The 21,571-nt window shown below is 70.9% G+C and carries 19 protein-coding genes; 9 read left to right on the forward strand and 10 right to left on the reverse strand.

Going from position 1 to position 21,571, the window contains the following annotated elements; translation table 11 throughout:
* Positions 1-153: 153 nt before the first annotated feature.
* The gene (locus tag H0523_RS28195) at positions 154-564 is read left to right on the forward strand and encodes a MerR family transcriptional regulator (RefSeq protein ID WP_054434645.1); all 411 of its coding nucleotides are present in this window, start codon (positions 154-156) and stop codon (positions 562-564) included.
* Between the two features lie 4 nt (positions 565-568).
* On the opposite strand, the gene H0523_RS28200 is transcribed toward H0523_RS28195, so the two are convergent.
* The gene (locus H0523_RS28200) at positions 569-1,540 is read right to left on the reverse strand and encodes a LysR family transcriptional regulator (RefSeq protein WP_054434647.1); all 972 of its coding nucleotides are present in this window, start codon (positions 1,538-1,540) and stop codon (positions 569-571) included.
* A gap of 116 nt (positions 1,541-1,656) precedes the next feature.
* Between H0523_RS28200 and H0523_RS28205 the strand changes: the two genes are divergently transcribed.
* Complete coding sequence (locus H0523_RS28205) at positions 1,657-2,874, forward strand: MFS transporter (RefSeq protein ID WP_054434649.1); 1,218 nt, start codon at positions 1,657-1,659, stop codon at positions 2,872-2,874.
* 88 nt (positions 2,875-2,962) lie between these two features.
* Complete coding sequence (locus H0523_RS28210) at positions 2,963-3,562, forward strand: phospholipase D family nuclease (RefSeq protein WP_231689947.1); 600 nt, start codon at positions 2,963-2,965, stop codon at positions 3,560-3,562.
* Between the two features lie 20 nt (positions 3,563-3,582).
* Here H0523_RS28210 and H0523_RS28215 read toward each other — a convergent pair whose 3' ends face one another.
* Positions 3,583-4,482 carry a LysR substrate-binding domain-containing protein gene (locus H0523_RS28215; RefSeq protein ID WP_054434651.1) on the reverse strand — a complete coding sequence of 300 codons (900 nt, stop codon included), beginning with the start codon at positions 4,480-4,482 and terminating at the stop codon, positions 3,583-3,585.
* Between the two features lie 130 nt (positions 4,483-4,612).
* On the opposite strand from H0523_RS28215, the gene argH reads away from it, so the two are divergent.
* Both argH and H0523_RS28225 read left to right on the forward strand, forming a co-directional pair.
* The gene (argH, locus tag H0523_RS28220; protein ID WP_054434654.1) at positions 4,613-6,136 is read left to right on the forward strand and encodes an argininosuccinate lyase; all 1,524 of its coding nucleotides are present in this window, start codon (positions 4,613-4,615) and stop codon (positions 6,134-6,136) included.
* Positions 6,137-6,174: 38 nt separating this feature from the next.
* Positions 6,175-7,152 (forward strand): Bug family tripartite tricarboxylate transporter substrate binding protein, encoded by a 978-nt coding sequence (locus H0523_RS28225; RefSeq protein ID WP_054434656.1) that lies wholly within the window; start codon positions 6,175-6,177, stop codon positions 7,150-7,152.
* A gap of 60 nt (positions 7,153-7,212) precedes the next feature.
* Here H0523_RS28225 and H0523_RS28230 read toward each other — a convergent pair whose 3' ends face one another.
* A complete protein-coding gene (locus tag H0523_RS28230) occupies positions 7,213-7,704 on the reverse strand; it encodes a GNAT family N-acetyltransferase (RefSeq protein WP_054434658.1) in 492 nt (163 codons plus the stop codon).
* A 102-nt stretch (positions 7,705-7,806) separates the two neighbouring features.
* Here H0523_RS28230 and H0523_RS28235 point away from each other — a divergent pair, with 102 nt between their 5' ends.
* Together H0523_RS28235 and H0523_RS28240 are read left to right on the forward strand one after the other, a co-directional pair.
* Positions 7,807-8,733, forward strand: a complete 927-nt coding sequence (locus H0523_RS28235; RefSeq protein WP_054434660.1) for a LysR family transcriptional regulator — start codon at positions 7,807-7,809, stop codon at positions 8,731-8,733.
* 259 nt (positions 8,734-8,992) lie between these two features.
* Positions 8,993-10,027, forward strand: coding sequence for an AraC family transcriptional regulator (locus H0523_RS28240; protein WP_054434662.1), 1,035 nt, complete (start codon positions 8,993-8,995; stop codon positions 10,025-10,027).
* A 16-nt stretch (positions 10,028-10,043) separates the two neighbouring features.
* Here H0523_RS28240 and H0523_RS28245 read toward each other — a convergent pair whose 3' ends face one another.
* Positions 10,044-10,934, reverse strand: a complete 891-nt coding sequence (locus H0523_RS28245; RefSeq protein ID WP_054434664.1) for a LysR family transcriptional regulator — start codon at positions 10,932-10,934, stop codon at positions 10,044-10,046.
* Positions 10,935-11,090: 156 nt separating this feature from the next.
* Between H0523_RS28245 and H0523_RS28250 the strand changes: the two genes are divergently transcribed.
* Positions 11,091-12,491 (forward strand): MFS transporter, encoded by a 1,401-nt coding sequence (locus tag H0523_RS28250; RefSeq protein WP_054434666.1) that lies wholly within the window; start codon positions 11,091-11,093, stop codon positions 12,489-12,491.
* A gap of 33 nt (positions 12,492-12,524) precedes the next feature.
* Here H0523_RS28250 and H0523_RS28255 read toward each other — a convergent pair whose 3' ends face one another.
* From H0523_RS28255 to H0523_RS28280, 6 genes are all read right to left on the reverse strand, one after another.
* Positions 12,525-14,627: a DNA/RNA non-specific endonuclease gene (locus H0523_RS28255; RefSeq protein ID WP_054434668.1), complete on the reverse strand. Its 2,103-nt coding sequence runs from the start codon at positions 14,625-14,627 to the stop codon at positions 12,525-12,527.
* A gap of 106 nt (positions 14,628-14,733) precedes the next feature.
* On the reverse strand, positions 14,734-15,588 hold the full coding sequence (locus H0523_RS28260) for a class I fructose-bisphosphate aldolase (protein WP_054434670.1): 855 nt from the start codon (positions 15,586-15,588) through the stop codon (positions 14,734-14,736).
* Between the two features lie 13 nt (positions 15,589-15,601).
* Positions 15,602-16,582: an aldo/keto reductase gene (locus H0523_RS28265; protein ID WP_054434672.1), complete on the reverse strand. Its 981-nt coding sequence runs from the start codon at positions 16,580-16,582 to the stop codon at positions 15,602-15,604.
* The gene (locus H0523_RS28270) at positions 16,579-17,571 is read right to left on the reverse strand and encodes an ABC transporter permease (RefSeq protein ID WP_054434734.1); all 993 of its coding nucleotides are present in this window, start codon (positions 17,569-17,571) and stop codon (positions 16,579-16,581) included. The genes H0523_RS28265 and H0523_RS28270 overlap by 4 nt, the downstream gene beginning before the upstream one ends.
* A gap of 35 nt (positions 17,572-17,606) precedes the next feature.
* Entirely contained in the window at positions 17,607-19,130 is a 1,524-nt protein-coding gene (locus H0523_RS28275; RefSeq protein ID WP_054434674.1) for a sugar ABC transporter ATP-binding protein, read from the reverse strand.
* A complete protein-coding gene (locus tag H0523_RS28280; RefSeq protein ID WP_054434676.1) occupies positions 19,127-20,161 on the reverse strand; it encodes a substrate-binding domain-containing protein in 1,035 nt (344 codons plus the stop codon). The genes H0523_RS28275 and H0523_RS28280 overlap by 4 nt, the downstream gene beginning before the upstream one ends.
* A gap of 193 nt (positions 20,162-20,354) precedes the next feature.
* Between H0523_RS28280 and H0523_RS28285 the strand changes: the two genes are divergently transcribed.
* Positions 20,355-21,571, forward strand: a 1,217-nt coding sequence (locus H0523_RS28285) for an FGGY family carbohydrate kinase (RefSeq protein WP_180180224.1), incomplete at its 3' end; no start/stop codon positions are given.

The following is a 21,571-nucleotide window of genomic DNA, read 5'->3' on the forward strand; positions in this document are numbered from 1 at the left end:
CGCCGCGCCGGCCGCCGCGTCCGCCGCAGCCTCCCAGTAGATCCCGCCATGCGGCCCGCCGCCGAGGCCCGAAAGCTCCCGGCGGCGGGCCGAACGGGGCGCGGCCCGGCGCCCGCCGGCGTTTCGCCGGCGCTTTTTTTTACAAGGTCAGGAATGAACATCGGGGAATTGGCCCAACGCACCGGATTGACGCCCGCGCGGATCCGCAGCTACGAGAGCGCCGGCCTGCTCGAGACGGTGCCCCGCCCGCGCGATGGCTGCCGCGCCTATCCGCCCGAGACCCTGTTGGCGCTGGCGTTCATCACGGTGGCGGAGCAGGTGGGTTTCAGCCTGGACGAGATCCGGCCGCTGCTGCCGTCGGGTCAGGAAGTCTGGGACCACGCCATGCTGCGGGTCGCGCTGCGGCGCAAGGTCGCCAAGATCGAAGCGCTGGAGCTGCGGCTGGTCCACAGCAAGCGGCAGTTGGTGGCGTTGATGCGGGATGTCGGCACCCGCCCCGATGGCACGACCCGCGAGGCCAGCGCGCAGCGCGTGCTGTCGCGCGTGATGGGCAAGACCGCGTAGCGCTTCAGGCGCGGGCAGGCCGCCTGTCTCGCGCCGGGGCGTCGCGCGCCGGTCCGTCCGCCGGCAGTTCCGCGCCGGCCTGGGCGAAGCGCGCCACCAGGAAATCCAGCAGTTGCCTAACCCGCGGCGCCAGGTAGCGGGTGCCGTGGAACACGGCATGCACGCCGGCTTCGGCCACGTGGTATTCCGGCAACAGGGCCACCAGGCGTCCGGCGCGAATGTCGTCGGCGGCGTCCCAGATGGTCTTGCGGGCGATGCCGCGCCCGGCCAGCGCCCAGCGGCGCGCCAGCGCGCCGTCGTTGGTTTCCCAGGCCTGCTCCAGTGGCACGGTGTAGGTCTCGGGCTGGCCGTCCCGCGCGAAGTGAAAGGTGTTCAAGGGGCCGGCCGCGGTGACCAGCACGACAAACGTGTGATGCGCCAGGTCGGCGGGCGTGCGCGGCACGCCATGCCGCGCCAGATAGTCGGGCGAGGCGCACAGCACGCGCCAGTTGGGCGCGAGCGGGCGGGCGACCAGCGTGCCGTCCTGTGGCCGGCCGAAACGGATCGCGAGGTCGATGTCGTCCTGCAGCAGGTTCGACAGCGAGTCCGACAGCGTCAGCGCGATTTTCAGTTGCGGATGCGCGGCGCTGAATTCATCCAGCCACTGGCTCAGCAGGTGGCGGCCGAAATCGGCCGAGGCCGAGATCCGCAGTTTGCCGCGCACCGCGTTCTGGCCCGCCTGCAGCGCCGCTTCGGCATCGTCGACGGCCCGCAGCGCGATCTCGCAGTGCGCCAGGTACAGCCGGCCTTCGTCGGTCAGTTGCAGCTGGCGCGTGCTGCGGTGGAACAGCCGGGTGCGCAGCGCGGCTTCCAGCTTGATCAGCCGGGCGCTGGCGGCGGCGGCCGACAGGCCCAGCTTGCGCCCGGCCGCGGACAGGCTGCCCAAGGCCGCCGCTTCCACGAATAAACGCATGTCACCCAATCGGTCTGTCGCCATTTCAAATCCAGATTTGAAAGTCATTCAAATTGCAGGCCAATTATCAAACAAAACCGCAAGACGCACACTGGCGCCTCTTCAATCGGGGCAGGGCCCCTGGGCAAGGAGGGCGGGACATGGACGGGATTTCCGGGGTGGCGGGCCATGCGGAGCGGCAGGCCGCCGCGCCAGGCTTGCCGATGGCGGCGCTGCTGGCGCTGACGATGTGCAGCTTCATCGCGACCGCCAACGAAACCGTGGCCGCAGGCCTGCTGCCGCAGATTGCGCGGGGCTTTGGCGTGTCGCAGGGCTGGGCGGGGCAGTGGGTGACGGCGTGCGCGCTGGGCTCGGGGCTGGCGGCGATGCCGTTGACGCTCGCGCTGCGCGGCTGGCGCCGACGCCTGGTGTTGCTGCTGGCGGTGGCGGGATTCATCGTCGGCAATGCGGTGACGGCGGTGTCGCCGTCTTTCGGGCTGGCGTTGGCGGCGCGCCTGCTGGCCGGGGTCGCCACCGGACTGGCCTGGAGCCTGCTGGCGGGCTACGCGCGGCGGATGGCGCCGGCGTCGTTGCAGGGGCGGGCGATGGCGCTGGCGATGGTCGGCATTCCGCTGGCCCTGGCGTTCGGCGTGCCGCTGAGCGCGTGGCTGGGCGAGCTGGCGGGATGGCGCGCGGTGTTCGGCGCGTTGTCCGGGTTGAGCCTGGCGCTGGCGGCGTGGGTGCTGCGCGCGGTGCCGGACTATCCCGGCCAGGCCGCCCGCCGCCGCCTGCCGCTGAAGCGGGTCTGGATGACGCCGGGCGTGCGGCCGGTGCTGGGCGTGATCCTGCTCTGGATCCTGGCGCACTACACCTTGTACACGTACATCGCGCCGTTCATGGCGTCGCGCGGCCTGGGCGCGCGTGTCGATGCGGCGCTGCTGGTGTTCGGCGTGGCCGCGCTGGGCGGCATCTGGTTCACCGGGCTGTGGGTGGACCGGGGCCTGCGGGCGCTGGTCCTGGCCAGCCTGGGCGGATTCGCGCTGGTGGCGCTGGCGCTGGGGTCGGGATGGGCGCAGGGCGCGGCCGTGTACGTCGCGATCGCGCTGTGGGGCGCGAGCTTCGGCGGGGCGCCCACGCTGTTGCAGACGGCGTTGGCGGATGCCGCGGGCGAGGGCGCCGAGGTGGCGCAATCGATGCTGGTGACGGTGTTCAACCTGGCGTTCGCCGCGGGCGGGGCGCTGGGCGGGGTGTTGCTTGAAACGGCGGGCGCGCAGGCGCTGCCGCGCGGCATCCTGGTGTTGCTGGCGTTGGCGATTGCGGTGGCATGGCGCGCCAGGGTCCACGGCTTCAAGTCTGGCCGGCGGCGGGCGGCGCGTTGAGCGGCGGCGCTGGAGTACAGTACGCCAGCGCCGCCGCCCTTCGTGCCGTGACCGGCAAGGCGCGCCACTTCCTTCCTGGATGATTGCCGTGAACTTCCGCCTGTCTGTCTGCGCGCTTCTGGCCGCGCTGGTTCTGCTGCCCGTGGGGCCGGCCATGGCCAACCGGCCGACGCCCGCGATCCCGCCCACGCCGCCGATCGCGGTGCCGGCGGCCGGCACGCTCGAAGTGGGCTTTTCGCCCGATGGCGGCGCCGAGCAACTGGTGTTGCGGGTGATCGCGTCGGCCAGGACCGAGCTCAAGGTGCTGGCCTACAGCTTTTCCAGCCCCACCGTCACGGCCGCGTTGGTGAAGGCGGCGCGACGCGGCGTGGCGGTGACCGTGCTGGCCGACTACAAGCGCAATCTCGTCACCGACCACAGCGGCAAGGCGCGCGAGGCGCTGGCCAGGCTGGTCGAGGCGGGCATCGATGTGCGCATGGTGTCGACCTTCCACCTGCATCACGACAAGGTGCTGATCGCCGACCGCGAGACGGTGGAATTGGGCAGCTTCAATTTCGTCGATTCGGCGGCGCATCGCAATTCCGAGAACGCGCTGGTCAATTGGAACAATCCGGCCCTGGCCGAGGCCTATCTGGCGCATTTCGAGCGCAACCTGGCGCTGTCGGAACCGTTCCGCGCCAAGGAGTGAGCGCCGGCGCTGCCGGCGTGCTAACGCGCCGCCGCGGGTCGTTGCAGCGCCGCGAACGTCTCGCGCACGCAGTCGGCCATGCGCCGCGCCAGCGTGTTGACCGGGTAATGCTCGGAGGTGACAGCGTAGCTGTGGAACTCCACTTTTTCCGAGAACGGGATTTCGCATAGCTCGGCGATGCCGAGCGCGCGCGGCACCACCGGGTTGACGATGGACACGCCCAGCCCCTTGCCGACCATGCTGCAGATGGTGGTGGCGTAGGGCGTTTCGATCGACAGCACGCGGGCGTCGTCGGGAAAGTGGCGGTCGATGGCGGCGCGGTTGAAACTGCCGGCCGGCAGCGAGATGAAATCCTGGTCGCGGAAGTCGGCGGGCGTCAGCATGGCCTTGGCCGCCAGCGGATGCGCGCGCGGCACGATGGCGGCGCCGTGGGTGGTGTCGATGCGCTCGTAGCGCAGTCCCGGCAGGTCGGTGTGCAGCGAGCAGAAGCCGATGTCGCAGACGCCGGTGGCCAGCCATTTGGCGACGGCGTCGGAGCCGCCCGTATTGACCACCACCGGGATGTCCGAGTGCTTGTGCCGGAACAGGCGGATGGCGTCGGGTAGGACGCATTGGGTGATCGAGCCGACCGCGCCGACCCGCAGCAGGCCGGTGCCGCGCCGGCGGATCGAGCTGGCGCTGTCGTTGAGCGATTCCAGGCCGATGAAGGCGCGCTCGACGTCGGCGTAGAAGGCCTCGGCCTCGGGCGTCGGAATGATGCGGGTGCCGACGCGCTGGAACAGCACGAATCCCAGCGCTTTTTCCAGCAACGCGATCCAGCGGCTGACATTGGGCTGCGAGGTGTGCAGCAGGCCGGCCGCGGTGGTCATGGAGCGCGTCATCATGACGGCGCGGAAGGCCTCGACTTGTTTGAAATTCATGCGTTCGACGGTCCGGAGACGAGCGGGTCAAATCATATCATTTTTGTATTAGAAGTCGTAAGAATCTGATTTGACGTATGAATTGGCCCGGCAGGAGACTACGGTTTTCCTTGCTTCCCTCCGGACCGATATGGAATCCAAAGTCAGCGCCCGTCTCAAGCAACCCCTGGCCAGGGAGGTGCTGGAGCATCTCTTCCTGCCGCGCCTGAATCGCGAGTTCTTCGCCAACTTCGACATGCTCACGCAGATCAACCTGGCGCACCTGCTGATGCTGCGCGAGCGCGGCATCGTCGATCACGACGCCGCGCGGCGGCTGGCGCGGGCGCTGCTGCAAATGCAGGCCGATGGCCCGCACGCGGTCGAGCTGGACGCGGCGCGCGAAGAGGCCTACTTCAACTACGAGGCGCACCTGATCAAGGCGGTGGGGCAGGAGCTGGGCGGCCGCCTGCATACCGCCCGCAGCCGCAACGACATCGGCGCGACCATCGACCGCATGCGGGCGCGCGATTTCACGGCGCGCATCGGCAGCGCGCTGATCGGCGTGTCGCGCGCCGCGCTGGCGCAGGCCGAGCGCTATGCCGATTGCGTGATGCCGGGCTACACCCACATGCAGGCGGCGCAGCCGATCACCTACGGCTATTACCTGTCGGCGCTGGTGGATGCGTGGTCGCGCGACATCGGCCGGCTGGCGCACGTGCTGGAGACGGCGGACGCCTCGCCGCTGGGCGCCTGCGCGCTGGCCGGCACCTCGTTCCCGATCGACCGCGACAGCACCAGCGCGCTGCTGGGCTTCAGCGGCCCGCTGGCCAATGCGCTGGACAGCGTGGCCTCGCGCGATTTCGCGCTGGAACTGAGCGCGACGCTGTCGATCATGATGATCACCTGCAGCCGCATGGTGCAGGACTTCTACATCTGGTCGACGCCGGAGTTCGGCTATCTGTCGTTCCCGGACAGCATCGCCAGCACCTCCAGCATCATGCCGCAGAAGAAGAACCCGGCGGTGCTGGAATACCTGCGCGGCAAGACCGGCCACCTGATCGGCCTGACCAGCGCGGCGCTGTCGACGGTCAAGTCGACCCACTTCACCCACTCGGGCGACAGCAGCCGCGAAAGCACCCGCACCTGCTGGGAAGCCTGCGAGGAAGCGCTGAAGGCGCTGGAACTGATCCAGTTGCTGGTCGAGCAGGTCGCGCCGAACCGCGAACGCATGGTGGCGCGCGCGGCGGATGACTTCTCGACCGTGACCGACCTGGCGGACCTGTTGGTGCGCCAGGCCGGCGCCTCGTTCCGCGACGCGCACCACATCATCGGCGCGGTGGTGCGGCAGGCGCTGGAGCAGGGCTTGCCGGCGCGCGCGATCCCGCCGGCGATGATCGCGGCGGCGGCCGAGCAACAGCTGGGCCGGCCGGTGGCGCTGGCGGCCGATGACATCGCCGCCTGCCTCGACCCGGTGCGCAACGTGGCCGCGCGGCTGTCGCCGGGCGGCCCGGCGCCGCAATCGGTGCGGGCGCACCTGCGCGAACAGCATGCGGTCCTCGACGCGCGCCAGGCGTCCATCGATGCCGCCCGGCAACGCGTCGCCGACGCCCGCGAGACGCTGCAACGGCGCGCCCACGCGCTGGTTCATCAGGAAAACGGCATGGCCGCCGCCTGAGGCGCCGCCGTATAAATCAAACCAAGGGGAATTCCATCATGTTCAAAGCACTGCCCAAACTCGCCGTGGCGCTGGCCGCGGCCCTGAGCCTCAACCCGGCGGCCCGCGCGGCGCCGGTCTATCCCGCCAAGCCGATCACGCTGGTGGTGCCGTTCGCGCCGGGCGGCACCGTCAATCTGATGGGACGCCTGCTGGCCAACCGCATGTCCGAGGCATTGGGACAGACGGTGATCGTCGAGAACAAGCCGGGCGGCGGCGGCAGCATCGGCGCCAACTTCGTGGCCAAGGCGGCGCCGGATGGCTACACGCTGCTGCTGGCGACGATGGGGCAGCAGTCGATCCTGCCGCTGATATCGAAGAACCTGCCCTACAACGCCGACAAGGACTTCGCGCCGGTGGCGCTGTTCTCGACCGTGCCGAACGTGCTGGCGGTGTCCAGGGACGCGCCGGCCAAGACGGTGGCCGAGCTGGTGGCGTACGGCAAGGCCAACCCGGGCAAGCTGAACATGGCCTCGGCGGGCATCGGCTCGGTGAACCACCTGACCGGCGAACTGTTCATGTTCCGTTCGGGCGCCCGCTTCGAGCACGTGCCTTACCGCGGCGCGGGGCCGGCCACGTCGGACCTGCTGTCGGGCCAGGTGCAGGTGCTGTTCGCCAACCTGCCGAACGTGCTGGCGTACGTCAAATCCGGGCAGGTGCGGGTGCTGGCGGTGGCCAGCGACAAACGCAGCGAGTCGATCCCCGACATCCCGACGCTGGCCGAGGCCGGCGTCAAGGATGCGGTCGTCGAATCCTGGTACGGCGTGATGGCGCCGACCGGCACGGACCCGCAGATCATCCGCAAGCTGCAGGACACGGTGATCGCGATCGCCAACGACAAGGCGCTGGTGGGGCAGCTGGCGGAGCAGGGCGCGGTGCCGTTCCCGGGCGGCAGCGAAGACCTGGCCAAGCTGTCGGCCGAGGAAACGCGGCGCTGGAAGCAGATCATCGACAGCGCCAAGATCCAGCTGGATTGAGGCGGGGCGCCAGGGCCCCGCGCCAGGCGGCCGGTTGCGCGCAACCGGCCGTTTTGCGTTCTACAGCGTCATCACCATTTCATGCCAGGCCATGCCGCCATGATCGGACGGCGACGGCCGCACGTACTGGTAGCCGAGCTTGCGGTACAGCGCGACGTGGCGCTCCTTGCACATCAGATGGATGGTCTGCTTGCCGAGCCCGCGGGTCTGCTCGACGAAGGTATCCATCAGCCGCGTGGCATATCCCTTGCCCTGATGGGCGGGGTCCACCACGACCGACATGATCACCACGTTGGGGGCGGCGGGATCGTGGCCCACCAATTCCTTGAAGGCCTCGTCGGCCATCACCACCTCGCGGGCGCAGCCGCTGTTGATGAAGCCGACGATGACGCCGTCCTCCTCCAGCAGCAGGAAACCCTGCGGATACCGGGCGATGCGGGTGGCGATCTTGGCGTGGGTGGCGGCTTCGTCGCCTTCGTAGGCGGTGCTTTCGATCTCGAAGCAGCGGTCGGCGTCGGCGGGGGTGGGGGCGCGGAAAGTCAGGACGGGCATGAGGGGCGGGAAGGCGGGCCGCCCAGGATGGCGGCAAAGCCGGTATGGTAGCGGCTCGATAAAATGCATGCACTGCATTGTTTTCAATAGGGAGTGCATGCCATGCATGAAGCGCTGCGCCGCCTGGATATGAATCTGCTGCTGGTGTTCGACGCGCTGGTCCGGCTGGGCAGCGTGGCCGCCGCCGCCGAGGAGCTGGCGATGAGCCCGTCGGCCTGCAGCCACGCGCTGACGCGGCTGCGCGGCGCGCTGTCGGATCCGCTGTTCGTGCGCTACGGCAGCGGCATGCAGCCCACGGCGCGCGCCCAGGCGATGGCGCCGGTCATCGGCCAGGCGCTGCAGGCGCTGGGCGGCAGCCTGGACGGCGCGCGGCCGTTCGCGCCGGCGGACAGCACCCAGGCCTTTGTCTTCGCGGTCACCGACTACACGGCTTACGCGGTGTTGCCGGCGCTGGCCGAGCGCCTGCGCACCCTGGCGCCCCGGCTGCGGCTGCGCGCGGTGTACTCGACCCGGCAGGATTCCTTCGACGACCTCGCGGCCGGACGCGCGCATTTCGCGCTGGGGTTCGACGAGGGGCCGGCGGCGCTGCCGGAAGGCGTGCAGGCGCGCGATGGGTTCACCGACGACTACGTGGTGGTGGCGCGCGAGGATCATCCCGAGGTTCGCGGCAGCCTGTCGCTGGCGCAATACCTGGCGGCCAGCCATCTGGCGGTGAAACCCTGGCGCGAGGGGCGCGGGGTGATCGACGGCGCGCTGGAACGGCAGGGGCTGCGCCGCCAGGTGACGATGGAGCTGCCCAGCCTGCTGGCGGCGCCTTTCATCGTGGCCGGTTCCGACCTGCTGGCGACGTTGCCGCGGCGGCTGGCGCGGCGCCTGGGGCCGGCGGCGGGCCTGGCGGTCTATGCCGCGCCGTTCGCGGCGCCGGCCTATACGCTGAAGGTGCTGTTCCATGCGCGCCACGCGGGTATTCCCGGGCATGACTGGATACTGGAGCAGGTGCTGGCGGCGGCGCGCGAGACGGATGAATGAAAAAAAGCGCGCATTCCCCCTGAGGGGAATGCGCGAAATGCTTTGCGGCGCGCGCCGGGCAGTCCCGGCGCGGCGCCCCGCTGGCATGCGGTACTTCGGCCCGAGTCCGCGTACGTCTTGCGGAATCTCCTGGCAAGCTTAGATACTGTTAGTCTCGTGGCTATACCGTGCGTCTCAGTTTTTGGTGGGTGACGCCGGATTTACTTTTTGTCATATTTGGCCCCCCGAGTCCGCGCCATCCGCGCGGCAACCCGCAAGCATGAACCCGAGTGCTTACCCCGCCGGCCAACCGCCGCGCCTGCCGTCCGAGATCGCCCACCATCATTTCGATGTGGCGGCGCAGGCGCCTGAGCGCCGCCTGCTGGCCTGGCGCGACCAGGTCGGGCACGTGGTCGACGTGCTGCCCAGCCGCGACGCGCTGCGTCAGCCTTTCAATGCGTCCATCGACCGCTACCGCGCCGGCCGGCTGATGTTCACCGATTGCCGTTCCGACGCCATGCAGCTGGAACGCTCGCTGGTGCGCATTTCGCGCGACCACATCCGGGATTTCGCCCTGCACGTGTTCCTGGAGGGCGGGGTCGACGAGCTGGCGGTGCGCAATGGGCCGCGGCCCGCCGCCGACGGCGCCGCGGCGCGGGTGGTGGCGGTGGACCTGGGCCAGCCGATGCGCATGCGGCGCCAGGCCTGCCGGCTGCTGACGCTGTTCGTGCCGGCGGACCTGGTGCAGGAAGTGTTTCCGGATCCGCAGGCGATCCACGGCCGCATGCTGGGCGACGCCACGCCGCTGGCGCGGCTGGCGATCCGGCAGGCGGCGGCGCTGGGGCAATCGGTGCGCGGCCTGGGCCTGGCGCAGGCCGAGGCGGACATCACCGCCTGTGCGCGCCTGCTGCTGGCCGCCTTCGGCAAGGACGCGCGGCTGGCGGGCAATGCCCGCGCCGCCGGACGGGCGGCGATGTTCGCGGAGGTGCGGCGCTACATCCAGGCCAATCTGCACCAGGCCGGCCTGACGCCGGACTCGGTGATCCAGGCGCTGCGCCTGCCGCGGCCGACGGTGTACCGGCTGTTCCAGCACGAGGGCGGGCTGGGCGCCTACATCCGCCACCTGCGGCTGCGGCTGGCGGCCGAGGAACTGGTGCGCTATCCGCACCTGGGCGTCATGGAAATCGCCTATGGGCTGGGGTTCGGCAGCGCCTCGGACTTCGCCCGCGCGTTCCGCCGCGCCTACGACATGCCGCCGCAGGAATTCCGCGAGCAATCCTGGCGCTGGCCCGAGCGGGTCACGTTGCGGGCCTGAGCGGCGCCGCGCGGGCTCACGCCGCGCACACCTGCCGCACGCATTCGCGCAGCCAGCGGTGCCCGGGATCGGCGTCCATGCGCGGATGCCAGAGCATCGAGACCGTCAGGCCGGGCGCTTCCACGGGCAGCGCGAAGCTGTGCATGCCGGCGCGCAGGTTGGTGGTGTGGCGCTCGGGCACGCTGGCGATCAGGTCGGAGGCGCGCGCCAGGGCCAGCGCGTCGGAAAAGCCGGCGACGATGACCGTGATCTCGCGCGCCAGGCCGAGCGCGTGCAGCGCCTCGTCGATCGGGCCCTTGTCCAGGCCGCGGCGCGAGACCAGCACATGCTGGCCGGCGGCGTAGCGCGCCGCCGTGACCTTGCCCTTGGCCAGCGGATGGCCGGCCCGCACCACGCCGATGAAGCGATCGCGAAACAGCGCCCGGGTGCGGATCTCGGGGCTGCTGGCGGCGCCGATCACGCCGGTTTCCAGGTCGGCGCTGCCGTCGCGCAGCGGCGTGCTGTCCTTGTCGGGCTTGGGCACGAAGCGCAGCCGCACGCCGGGCGCCTCGCGTTGGGCCAGGGCGATCAGCGCCGGACCGAAATACTCGACGAAGCCGTCGCTGACGCGCAGCGTGAAGCCGCGCGACAGCCGCGACGGATCGAGCAGTTCCGCGGGGCGCAGCACGGCCTGCGCCTCCTGCACCAGGCGGCTGACCGGGTCGCGCAGTTCCTGGGCGCGCGGAGTCGGCACCAGGCCGCGGCCGGCCCGCACCAGCAGCGGATCGCCGGTGGTCTCGCGCAGCCGCGCCAGCGCCCGGCTCATCGCCGAGGGGCTCAGGCGCAGGCGGCGCGCGGCGCGCGCGACGTTGCCTTCGGTGAGCAGCACGTCGAGCGTGAGCAGCAGGTTCAGATCGGGGCGGGACATGGCGCGACGGTAGCACGGCGCCGCCGTGAGATGGCGTCAAACGCACGAATAAAGTGCAAATGCTGCGCCTTCCGCCATGGGCGCGGCAGTCCTACGCTGGCGGTTGGGCTGTTCCGGCGCGTGCCGGATGGCCATTTCCAACCGCTACGGACCTTCATGTCGCAATCGCTTCCGCATTCCTCCGCCCCGGCCGCCCGCGCCGTCGCCTGGCCGCTCGCCAGTCTGGCCCTGTCCCTGTTGCTGGCGTCGCTGGGCACCAGCAGCGCCAACGTCGGCCTGCCGACGCTGGCGCGCGTGTTCGACGCGCCGTTTTCCCAGGTGCAGTGGATCGTGCTGGCCTACCTGCTGGCGATCACGCTGTGCGTGGTCGGCGCCGGCCGCCTGGGCGACCTGATCGGCCGGCGGCGCCTGTTGCTGGCCGGGATCGCCGTGTTCACGGCGGCCTCGGCGCTGTGCGGGCTGGCGTCCTCGCTCGGGCTGCTGTTGGCGGCGCGCGCGCTGCAGGGCGCGGGCGCCGCGGTGATGATGGCGTTGACGATGGCGTTCGTCGGCGACCTGCTGCCCAAGGAACGGACGGGCAGCGCCATGGGGCTGCTGGGCACCATGTCGGCGGTGGGCACGGCGCTGGGGCCGACCCTGGGCGGCGCGTTGATCGCCGCGCTCGGCTGGCGCTGGATCTTCCTGGCGAACCTGCCGCTGGGCCTGTTGGCGATGGCGCTGGCTGGCCGCTTCCTGCCCGCCGATCGGCCGCGGGCGGCGGCCGGCGCGCGGTTCGATGCCGCGGGCACGCTGCTGCTGGCGGCGGCGCTGGCGGCCTATGCGCTGGCGATGACGCTGGGACGCGGCCATTTCAGCGGACTCAACGCCGGCCTGCTGCTGGCCGCGCTCGCGGCGGGCTGGCTGTTCCTGCGGGTCGAGACGCGCACGGCGTCGCCGCTGCTGGATCCCGCGCTGCTGCGCCAACCGCGCCTGGGCGCCGGGCTGGCGATGAACGCGCTGGTGTCCACGGTGATGATGGCGACCTTGGTCGTCGGCCCGTTCTACCTGACCCAGGCGCTGGGCTTGAGTCCGGCGCGGGCCGGGCTGGCGATGTCGGCCGGGCCGCTGGTCAGCGCGCTGTGCGGCGTGCCGGCGGGGCGCCTGGTGGACCGCTACGGCGCCGGGCGCATCACGCGCGCGGCGCTGGCCGCGCTCGCCGTCGGCACGGCCCTGCTGGCGGCCGCGCCGGCGACGCTGGGCGTGGCGGGTTACATCGGTCCGATCGTGTTGCTGACCGCGGGCTATGCGACGTTCCAGGCCGCCAACAACACGGGCGTGATGGCGGCGATCGACGCGCGGCAGCGCGGCCTGGTGTCGGGCATGCTGAACCTGTCGCGCAATCTGGGGCTGGTGACCGGGGCGTCGGTCATGGGCGCGGTGTTCGCGCTGGGGGCGGGCGCGGCCGAACTGGCGGGCGCCTCGGCGGCGGCGGTGGCGCGCGGCATGGCGCTGACGTTCGGGGTGGCGGCGGCGCTCGGCGCGGCCGCGCTGGCCATCGCCTGGCGCGACCGTGGCTGAGCGGCCCTGACCCGGGCGCAACGTTGCGATGCGCTAGTCGCGCATCGGCTCGGGCAGGCTCAACAGCCGCTCGATGGCGTCGTCGTCGACGGCTTCGGACGCCGCGTCATGGGTGTCGGCGTCGCGCAGCGCCTGCGGAAACGCCAGGCCGGTGGCGCCCTCGATCCACGCCAGCGGTTTCCGCTGCATCTTGAACAGCTTGTCGAAATGCAGCACCTCGAAATCGATGCCGTCGACCAGCTTCTCCTGCGACAGCCGGAAGCCGGTGGCGCGCAACGCGCCGCGAGCGTCGAACCAGGCCACCACCTTGAAGCAACTGAGCGCGACCTGCACCGAGGCGTAGACCGGATCGTCGTTCAGGAAGATCGGGCCGCTGTAGACGCAGATGCGGGCGCTCTTGCCGGACTCGCCTTCCACTCCCTGTTCCAGCAGCATCTGTTCGAGCCGGCCCCATTGGCCGTGGTAGCCCATGATGGCGCGGTTGAACGCCGGCACCTGCGGCACCGCGTTGGCGTAGGAACAGGTCATGTCGGCGGCGGTCTTGGCGGCGGCCAGGGTCGGGCCCCATTCGGCGTCCTCGCGGCGCGACAGGTGGCCGCGATCGAAGCCGCTCTTGGCATACCAGGCGTCGTCCAGCTGGGCGTCGTAGTCGATGCGGTTGTCGCGCAGCCAGCGGTCCTTGCGGGTGCTGTCGTCCAGCTCGGCGTAGCGCTGCTTGCCGTAGACGTTGATGGCGCTGAGCACGGGCACGCGCCGCACGGCGTGCTGCAGGGTGCTGAAGTGGTGGTACTTCAGCACGAAGTCGGCGGGCGCGTCGCCGCGCCGCGCGAGCTTCTTGCGCAGGGCCGCGTTGGGCGCGGGCAGCGGCAGGCGGATGCCCATGAACTGGTCGTCGTAGCCCAGGCAGGCCGAGTAGTCCTGCTCGTCCTCGGCCTTCTTTTCGTAGGCCAGGGCCTGCGGGGCGGCGCCGTCCGTCAGCGCCTGGACGGCGACGGGCTGGTCGGCGCTGATGCGGATGCGGATCTCGATCGGCGCCGGGGCGGCTGGCGTGGCCGGAGCCGCGGCGGGCGGCGGGGTCAGCCCCAATTCGCGCATCGGCGGCAGCGCGGCGGCGGTGAAGGGGCGGGCGTTGGTGTAGGCGGGGCTGCGCAGGGTCTGGATCAGCGGGTGCGGGTCCACCCCGCTGGCGGGCGACAGCAGGTAGGCGACGATGGCGCTGACGCGGATGCCGCGGTTGCTGAGCCACACCAGCCGCGATTCGTCGACGCGGCCGTTCTCGACCGGGATGATCTGGCCGTCCCGGTCCAGGTAGTTGCCCGAGGCGTCCTGCCTGGCCACGCCGGCGCTGTGCAGGGCGATGACCTGCCATTCGTTGTTGAAGACCGCGGCGCCGCTGCTGCCGGGCGCGGTGTCGCTCTGGTAGATCAGGACGTCGGCCAGGCTGTTGTCGACGATCTCGTTGTTGCGCAGCGCCACCTGCTTCTCGCGGCCGTCGGGGTGCTGCACGATGGTGGCGTAGTCGCCCGCGCCGGCCTTGCCCAACGCGCCGTCCAGCACCAGGTAGCCCTGGTCCGTCAGCGGGCGGCGGCCGCCGACGTCGAGCGGGCGCACCGCCACCAGCGCCAGGTCGAGCGCGGCGTGGGTGTGCAGGAAGGTCTCGGGGTCGAGGGCGTGGGCCACCGGTTCCTGGAGCCGGCCGAGCACGTCGTATTCGTAGCCGAATTCGATCACCGCGCCGTCGGCGAAGGCGGCGAACTCGGCGGCCGTGGCCACCGGGAAGACGTGATGGTTGGTGATCATCAGTTCCGGCGTCACCATGAAGCCGGTGGCGTAGGCGGCGCGGCGCGTCGTCCGGTCCAGGTAGCGGATGCGGCCGACCGCGCGCGCGTGCAGATGGCCCGACAGCAGGTAGTTGCTGGGCAGCAGGTCGTTGGTGCCGATGTAGCGCTCGAGCGCCAGGTCGGCGCTTTCGCGGGCGTTGGCCGAGATCATGGCGCGGCGCCGGGCGAAATGCGCGGGGCCATCGAGCTGGAGGGCGGACTCGGCCGCGTTGCGCTGGCGCAGCGCGGCCATGTCGTCGGCGCGCCTGGGGTACGCGGCGGTGGCTTGGGCGAGCAGTTCGACCGGCAGCTTCATGGGCACCTCCGTCAAGGTGCGAAGAGCGTAGCGCGCGGTCGATGACAGGACTATTGCCGAAAAGGCGGAGGTCTGGCGGTGGAGCCCGCCGCCATCCGGCGCGGACTCAGCGGCGTCCGCCGCCGGCCTGGTAGATGTCCCAGGCGCGGGCGGCGTCGGCGTTGTCGTGGATCATGGCCATCAGCGCCCGCACCACCGCCGAGGGATCGGCATGCTGATACACATTGCGGCCGTACACCAGCCCCACGGCGCCCTGGTCCAGCAGTTCGCGCGAGCGGCCGAACACCTGGCGCAGGTCCTCGCGGCCGCCGCCGCGCACCAGCACCGGGCAGCGCGCGGCCTGCACCACTCGGTGGAACTCGCCGGCATGGGTGGTGGGGTCGGCCTTGACGATGTCGGCGCCCATCTCGCGCGCCAGCCGCACCAGCGTCACGATCTTGTCGGCGTCGCCGTCCACCATGTAGCCGCCGCGTTCGGAATGCGGCGCCATCACCAGCGGTTCGATCATCAGCGGCATGCCGTAGCGCTCGCAGTCGGCGCGCACGCGGGCGATGTTGGCGACGCACTGGCGGAACAGGTCGGGCTCGCCGGGCAGCATGAACAGGTTGACGACCACGCAGGCCGCGTCCATTTGCACGGCGGGCAGCACCGGGTCGTGCTCGTTCTGCAGCACCGCCCACATGACGCGGTGGATCATGGCGTTGTAGGGGTTGCCCATGTCCAGCCGCATCACCAGCGCGGGCTTGGCGCGGGCGGGATGGTGCTGCAGCAGGTCGGCCTGGCCGTAGTTGAGCTGGATGGCGTCGGGGCCGGCGGCCAGCAGTTGCGCCATGACGGCGGGCATGTCCTCCAGGCCGTCGAGGAAGCTGGGTTCGTTGCAGACGCCATGGTCGACGGCGATGTCAAGGCAACGGCCGGCGGTGAAAAGGCGGTTCAGGCGGGCTTGCTTGAGATGGGGCATGCGGGTTCCTGGTTCAGTCCAGCGCTTGCAGGTGGCGCCGGGCCGCCGCGTCGATGGCGGCGATGTGGGAGGGGGAGAGGCGCAGCAGGGCCGCGCGGGCGTTCTGGGTGGCCTGGCGCGCGTCGCGGGCGCCGCACAGCGCCACGCTGACGCCGCCGGGGCGCGTGGTCCAGGCGATCATCAGTTGCGAGAACGGGCAGTCCAGTTGCCGGCGCAGCGGCTCCAGTTCGTCGAAGAACGCCGCCAGCCGGGCGCGGTTGGCGGCGCCGAAGCGCGGGTTGCCGGCGCGCTGGTCGTCGCCGGTGAATTGCCGCCCCGGGTCGATCGGGCCGGCCAGCAGGCCCAGCGCCAGCGACGAATAGCCGAGGATGCCGACGCCGTGCTCGCGGCACAGCGGCATCAGGGTCGATTCGATCTCGCGGTCGATCAGGCTGTAGCGCTCCTGGATGGCGTCGACCGGGCCGTGGCGCAGATACTCGGCCAACGTGGCGGCGTCGACGTTGCTGACGCCGATGGCGCGGATCCTGCCCTGGCGCTTCAGGTCGAGCAGCGCGGCCATGGTCTCGGCCACCGGCGTGGTCTCGTCCTGCCAATGGGTGATGTACAGGTCGATGTAGTCGGTGCGCAGGCGCGCCAGGCTCTGTTCGACCTCGTGGAAGATGGAGTCGCGGCCCAGGTGGCGGTGCACCGCCTGGCCGGCCTCGTCGAAGAAATGGCGGCCCTGGCGGGTGTGCCACACCAGCCCGCATTTGGTGGCGACGATGGCCTGCTCGCGCCGGCCTTCCAGGGCGCGGCCGACCAGTGTCTCGGCATGCCCCAGGCCATAGGCCGGCGCGGTGTCGATCAGTTGCACGCCCGCGTCGAGCGAGGCGCGGATGGCGTCGATGGCGGCCGCGTCGTCGTTGCCGCCCCACATCCAGCCGCCCATGGCCCAGGTGCCCAGGCCGACGGACTGGCAGCGGATGCCGGAGCTGCCCAGCGTGATGGTGTTCATCGGTGTCCCTTCTTGACGTTCATGAGATGGTCGACGGTCACCGCGCCCAGCAGGATCAGGCCCTTGACCACGTCCTGCCAGTACGGCGACACGTCCAGCAGGATCAGCGAGCTGGTCACCACCGACAGCAGCGCCAGCCCCAGCACCGCGCCCAGCACGGTGCCCGAGCCGCCCTTGAGGCTGGCCCCGCCGATCACCACCGCGGCGATCACGTTCAGCTCCATGCCGACGCCGAAGGTCGGGGTGGCGGCGCCGAAGCGCGCGGTGTAGACCACGCCGGCCAGCCCGGCCAGCGCCGAGCACAGCACGGTGACCCAGAACTTGACGCGGCCGGTGCGGATGCCGGCGTAGAGCGCGGCCTTTTCGTTGCTGCCGGTGTAGAACACCTTGCGCAGCAGCGCCGAGCGGCGCAGCGCGAAGTCGCTGGCGATGACGATGGCGCCGAAGATCAGGATCACGGCGGGGATGCCGGCGACGTTGCCCTGGCCGATGAACTTGAACGACGGCGGCAGCGAGAACAGCGATTGCGGCGTGCCCTGGGTGATGGCCAGGCACAGCCCGCGCACGATCACCATGAAGGCCAGCGAGGCGATGAAGTGGCTCAGCCCGATGCGCGTGACGCAGCCGCCGATCAGGGCGCCGATGGCGGCGCTGGCCGCGATCGCCGCGAGACCCGCGGTCCACGGGTCCAGCCCCATCAGGAACAGCTTGCCGGTCACCACCATGGCCAGGCACACCACCGAGCCCACCGACAGGTCGATGCCGCCGACGATCACCAGGAAGGTCATGCCCACGACCACGATGCCCTCGATGGAGAACGACAGCAGCATCGCGCGCACGTTCTCCCAGGTCAGGAAGTGGGGCGAGGCGAAACTCATGATCACGCACAGCGCGGCGATGATCAGCAGCAGGCCGGCTTCGCGCAGGCTGGCCAGCCGGTGGCGCAGGCGCGGCGGCGCGTCGGCCGCGGTCGCGCCGGGCGCCAGCATCGCGCCGGCCGAAGGCGGGGAGGGGGGAAGGGTCATCATGGCGTCTCCTGTGCGCCCAGGCCGGAGGCCAGCCTCAGCAGCTTTTCTTCAGTCATGTCGGCCGCGGCCAGTTCGCCGGCCAGGGCGCCGTTGCGGATCACCAGCGCGCGGTCGCACAGGCCGATGATCTCGGGCAGTTCGGAAGAGATCACCACCACGCCCACGCCCTGGTCGGCCAGTTCACGCAGCAGGTGGTGGATCTCGGATTTGGCGCCCACGTCCACGCCGCGCGTCGGTTCGTCCATCAGCAGCACGGCGGGGCGCGTTGCCAGCAGCTTGGCGATGGCGACCTTCTGCTGGTTGCCGCCCGACAGGCAGCTGGCGTCCTGCTCGACGCTCGCGGCCTTGAGCTTGAGGCGCGCGCCCAGCTCGGCGGCCAGCCGCCGCTCGGCCGCGCGCCGCAACAGGCCGAAGCGGCCGCTGACGCGGGCCAGCGCCATCGACGACACGTTGCGCTCGATCGGCATGTCCAGGAACAGGCCGGCGGCCTTGCGGTCCTCGCTCAGGTAGGCGATGCCATGGCGCAGGGCGTCGGCATAGCGCCGCAGCCGCAGGGGCTGGCCGCGCAGGCTGACCGAGCCGCGGCGCGCGCGCCGCAGGCCGCAGACGGTTTCGGCCAGCTCGCTGCGGCCGGCGCCCATCAGCCCCGAGATGCCGAGGATCTCGCCACGCCGCAACGTGAACGAAATGCCGTGCACGCGCGCGCCGTCGTCCAGGTCCGTGACTTCCAGTACGGTCTCGGGCGGCTGGCCGCCGTCGGCGGCGCGCGGCGGATAGTAGTTGCCCAGGTCGCGCCCGACCATGCGGCGCACCAGCGCGTCGGGCGTCAGCTCGGACAGGGCGCCGCAGTGCACGTCGCGGCCATCGCGCAGCACGGTGACGCGGTCGCAGTGCGCGAAGATCTCGGCCATGCGGTGGCTGATGTAGATGATGCCGATGCCTTGCGCCTTCAGCCCGTGCAGCACGCGGAACAGCGCGGCCGACTCGACTTCGGTCAGCGCCGCCGTCGGTTCGTCCAGGATCAGCACCTTGCAGTCCAGCGTCAGGGCGCGCGCGATCTCGACCAGTTGCTGGCTGGAGATGCCCAGCTGGTCGACCCGCAGGCCCGGATCGATGTCCTGGCCCAGCCGCCGCAGCACTTCGCGGGCGCGCCGGTTCAGGCCGGCGTAGTCCATCCAGGCCCCGCGCTGGGTGTTGATGTGGGGCATGAACAGGTTCTCGGCCACCGTGGCGTCGCCGCACAGCGCGATTTCCTGGTGCACCAGGCCGATGCCCAGCCGCATGGCGTGGGCCGGGCCGTCGATCACCACGCGCCGGCCTTCGAGCAGGATGGCGCCGTCGTCGGGCTGGTGGATGCCGTCGATGATCTTCATCAGCGTCGACTTGCCGGCGCCGTTCTCGCCGCACAGGGCGTGGATCTCGCCCCGTTGCAGCGAGAAGCGCACGCCGGCCAGCGCCTGCGAGGCGCCGAAGTGCTTGCTGATGCCCTGCAGCTCCAGCAGGGGCGCGGCCGCCGTCATTCGTTGATGCCCTTGGTGCCGCGCCGCGCCAGGTACTTGTCCCAATAGAAGTCGTCGGCGTTGGCCTTGCTGACGATCGACAGGCCGTTGTCCAGGAACGGCACCGCCATCGGGTTGGTGCCGTTGCGCCTGGCGTCGTTCATCGGGTCGATCAGCTGCTGGTTGCGCGCCAGGAACAGCAGCATCATGCCCATGTAGCCCTGCACGCCCTGGTTCGGGTTGACCGAGCCGTAGACCTCGCCGGACTTGATCATGTCCAGGATCTTGGCGTTGACGTCGCAGCACAGCACCTTGATGTTCTTCTTGGTCTCGATGCTGGCCTGGGCCGCGCCCAGCGCCGAGTTGGCCTCGGGCATGAACAGCGCGCCCAGGCCGGGGTTGCCCTGCGCCAGGCTCAGCGTGGCCTGGTAGGCCTTGTTGGGATCCTGGTTGCTGGCCGCGCGGCCCACCAGTTTCATGCCGGGGTGCTGGGTCTTCATGCGGTTGATGAAGGCCGCGATGCGGCGGTCGTGGTTGTCCTGGCCGGGGTTCTCCAGCACCGCGTATTCGCCCTTGCCGCCCAGCGCGGCGGCGATCGCGTCGGCCGCCTGCGCGCCTTCGCGCTCGTTGTCCGAGGTCACGAACGAGACTCGCTTGGAATTGGGCGAGTCGGCGGCGAAGGTCACCACCGGGATGCCCATGGCGGCGGCGCGGTTGATGGGCTCGATGAACGGATCGGGGTTCATCGGATGCAGCAGGATGCCGGCCGGCTTGCGCGCCAGTTCCTGCTCGAACGAGGCCAGCTGCTTGTTGACGTCGTATTCCGGGGTGCCGGAATAGCGCGTGCGCACGCCGAGCGACTGGCCCAGCTGCTTCATCATTTCGTACACCGGAAACCAGTACTCCACGCCCGACACCATCACGTTCATCACGTAGACGTCATTGGCGTTGCCGCGCAGCCCGGGGGCCTGCGGCGCGGACTGCGCAAAGGCATTGGCGCTGGCCAGGCCCGCGCCCGCCGCCGCCACGGTCTTCAGGAAATCTCGTCTCATGTTCTCCGCTCCTCGTCCTTGCATTGATCCAGTGGGCTTGCGGCCCGGGAACCTGCTGATGATGCGTCTTGGGGCTGATTAGTTGTTATGACATCGTTGCCCTGGTCGCTGCACTATATGGCAGCCGAAATTTTTAGATTACTAGGGGAAACACTGCTATTCTCCAAAAAAATTCCGTAGACAATGTTATGACATGAGAACAGACATCTACCTCGGGATCGACATGGGCTCCACGGGCCTGAAGGCGGTTGCCTTCGCGGCCGGGAGCGGGGCCACGCTGGCGGCCGCGGGCGGCGCGCTGCCTTACCGGCAATTGCCGCAGGGCGGCTGCGAGCTGGCCGCCGACGCCATCGTGGCGGCGCTGGCCCGGGCGCTGCAGGGCGTGGCCGATCAGCTCGGCGCGCGGGTGCGCGACATCCGCGCCCTGAGCTGCACCGGCCATGGCGCGGGGCTGTATCTGCTGGACCCGCGCGGCCAGTTGCTGGGCGCGCGCGCCGTGGCCTCGACCGACCAGCGCGCCGCGGCCCGGGCCCGCGCGCTGGGCGAACGCGCGGGCGATGCGCTGTATGACGAGGTCGGTTGCCGGCCATGGTCGGGCCAGTCCTCGCTGATCGCGGCCGAGTTGCTGGGCGCCGATCCCGGGCTGCGCGACCGCGCCCGCCATCTGCTGTTCGCCAAGGACTACCTGACCTTCCTCCTGACCGGCGAGATCGCCACCGACGCCAGCGACGCCAGCACGGCGGGCCTGCTGGCGCTGCGCGATGGCGGCTGGTCGTCACTGGCGTTCGAGGCCGCCGGCCTGGCCGACCTGGGCGCGCGCGCGCCGGCGCCGATCGTGGCGGCCGGCAGCGTGGTCGGGCGGGTGTCGGCGGCCGCCGCGGCGGCCTTCGGCCTGCCGCCGGGCATCCCCGTGGCGATGGGCGCGATCGACCTGTTGGCCTCGCTGCGGGCCGTGGGCGCGGAACGCCAGGGCCACGCGGTGGCGGTGCTGGGCACCTGGTGCGTCAACGCCGTGGTGGCGCCCACGCGTGAACCCAAGCCCGAGGTCGGCGCCATCGTCAGCTTTGGCGACCCGGCGCGGCGGCTGTACCTGGAGAACAGCCCGTCTTCCATGGCCAACGTCGCCTGGGCGGCGCGCGCGCTGCAGTTCGCCGACGCCGCCGCCGTGGTCGAGTGCGCCATGTCCGTGCCGCTGGGCGCCGAGGGCCTGCGCTTCCTGCCGTTCATCAATGGCGGCAACTGGCCCGCGGGCGCCAGCGCCGGCTTCGTCGGGCTGCAGGCGCAGCACACCCGCGCCCACATGGCGCGCGCCGTGGTCGACGGCGTGGCGGCCTGGCATGCCTGGCACCTGAAGCGGCTGGCGGCCCTGGGCCTGGGCGCGCCGGGCCGGGTGGCGGCGCTGGGCGGCGG

This window comes from Achromobacter insuavis (assembly GCF_902859645.1).
GTDB classification, from domain to species: Bacteria; Pseudomonadota; Gammaproteobacteria; order Burkholderiales; family Burkholderiaceae_B; genus Achromobacter; species Achromobacter insuavis.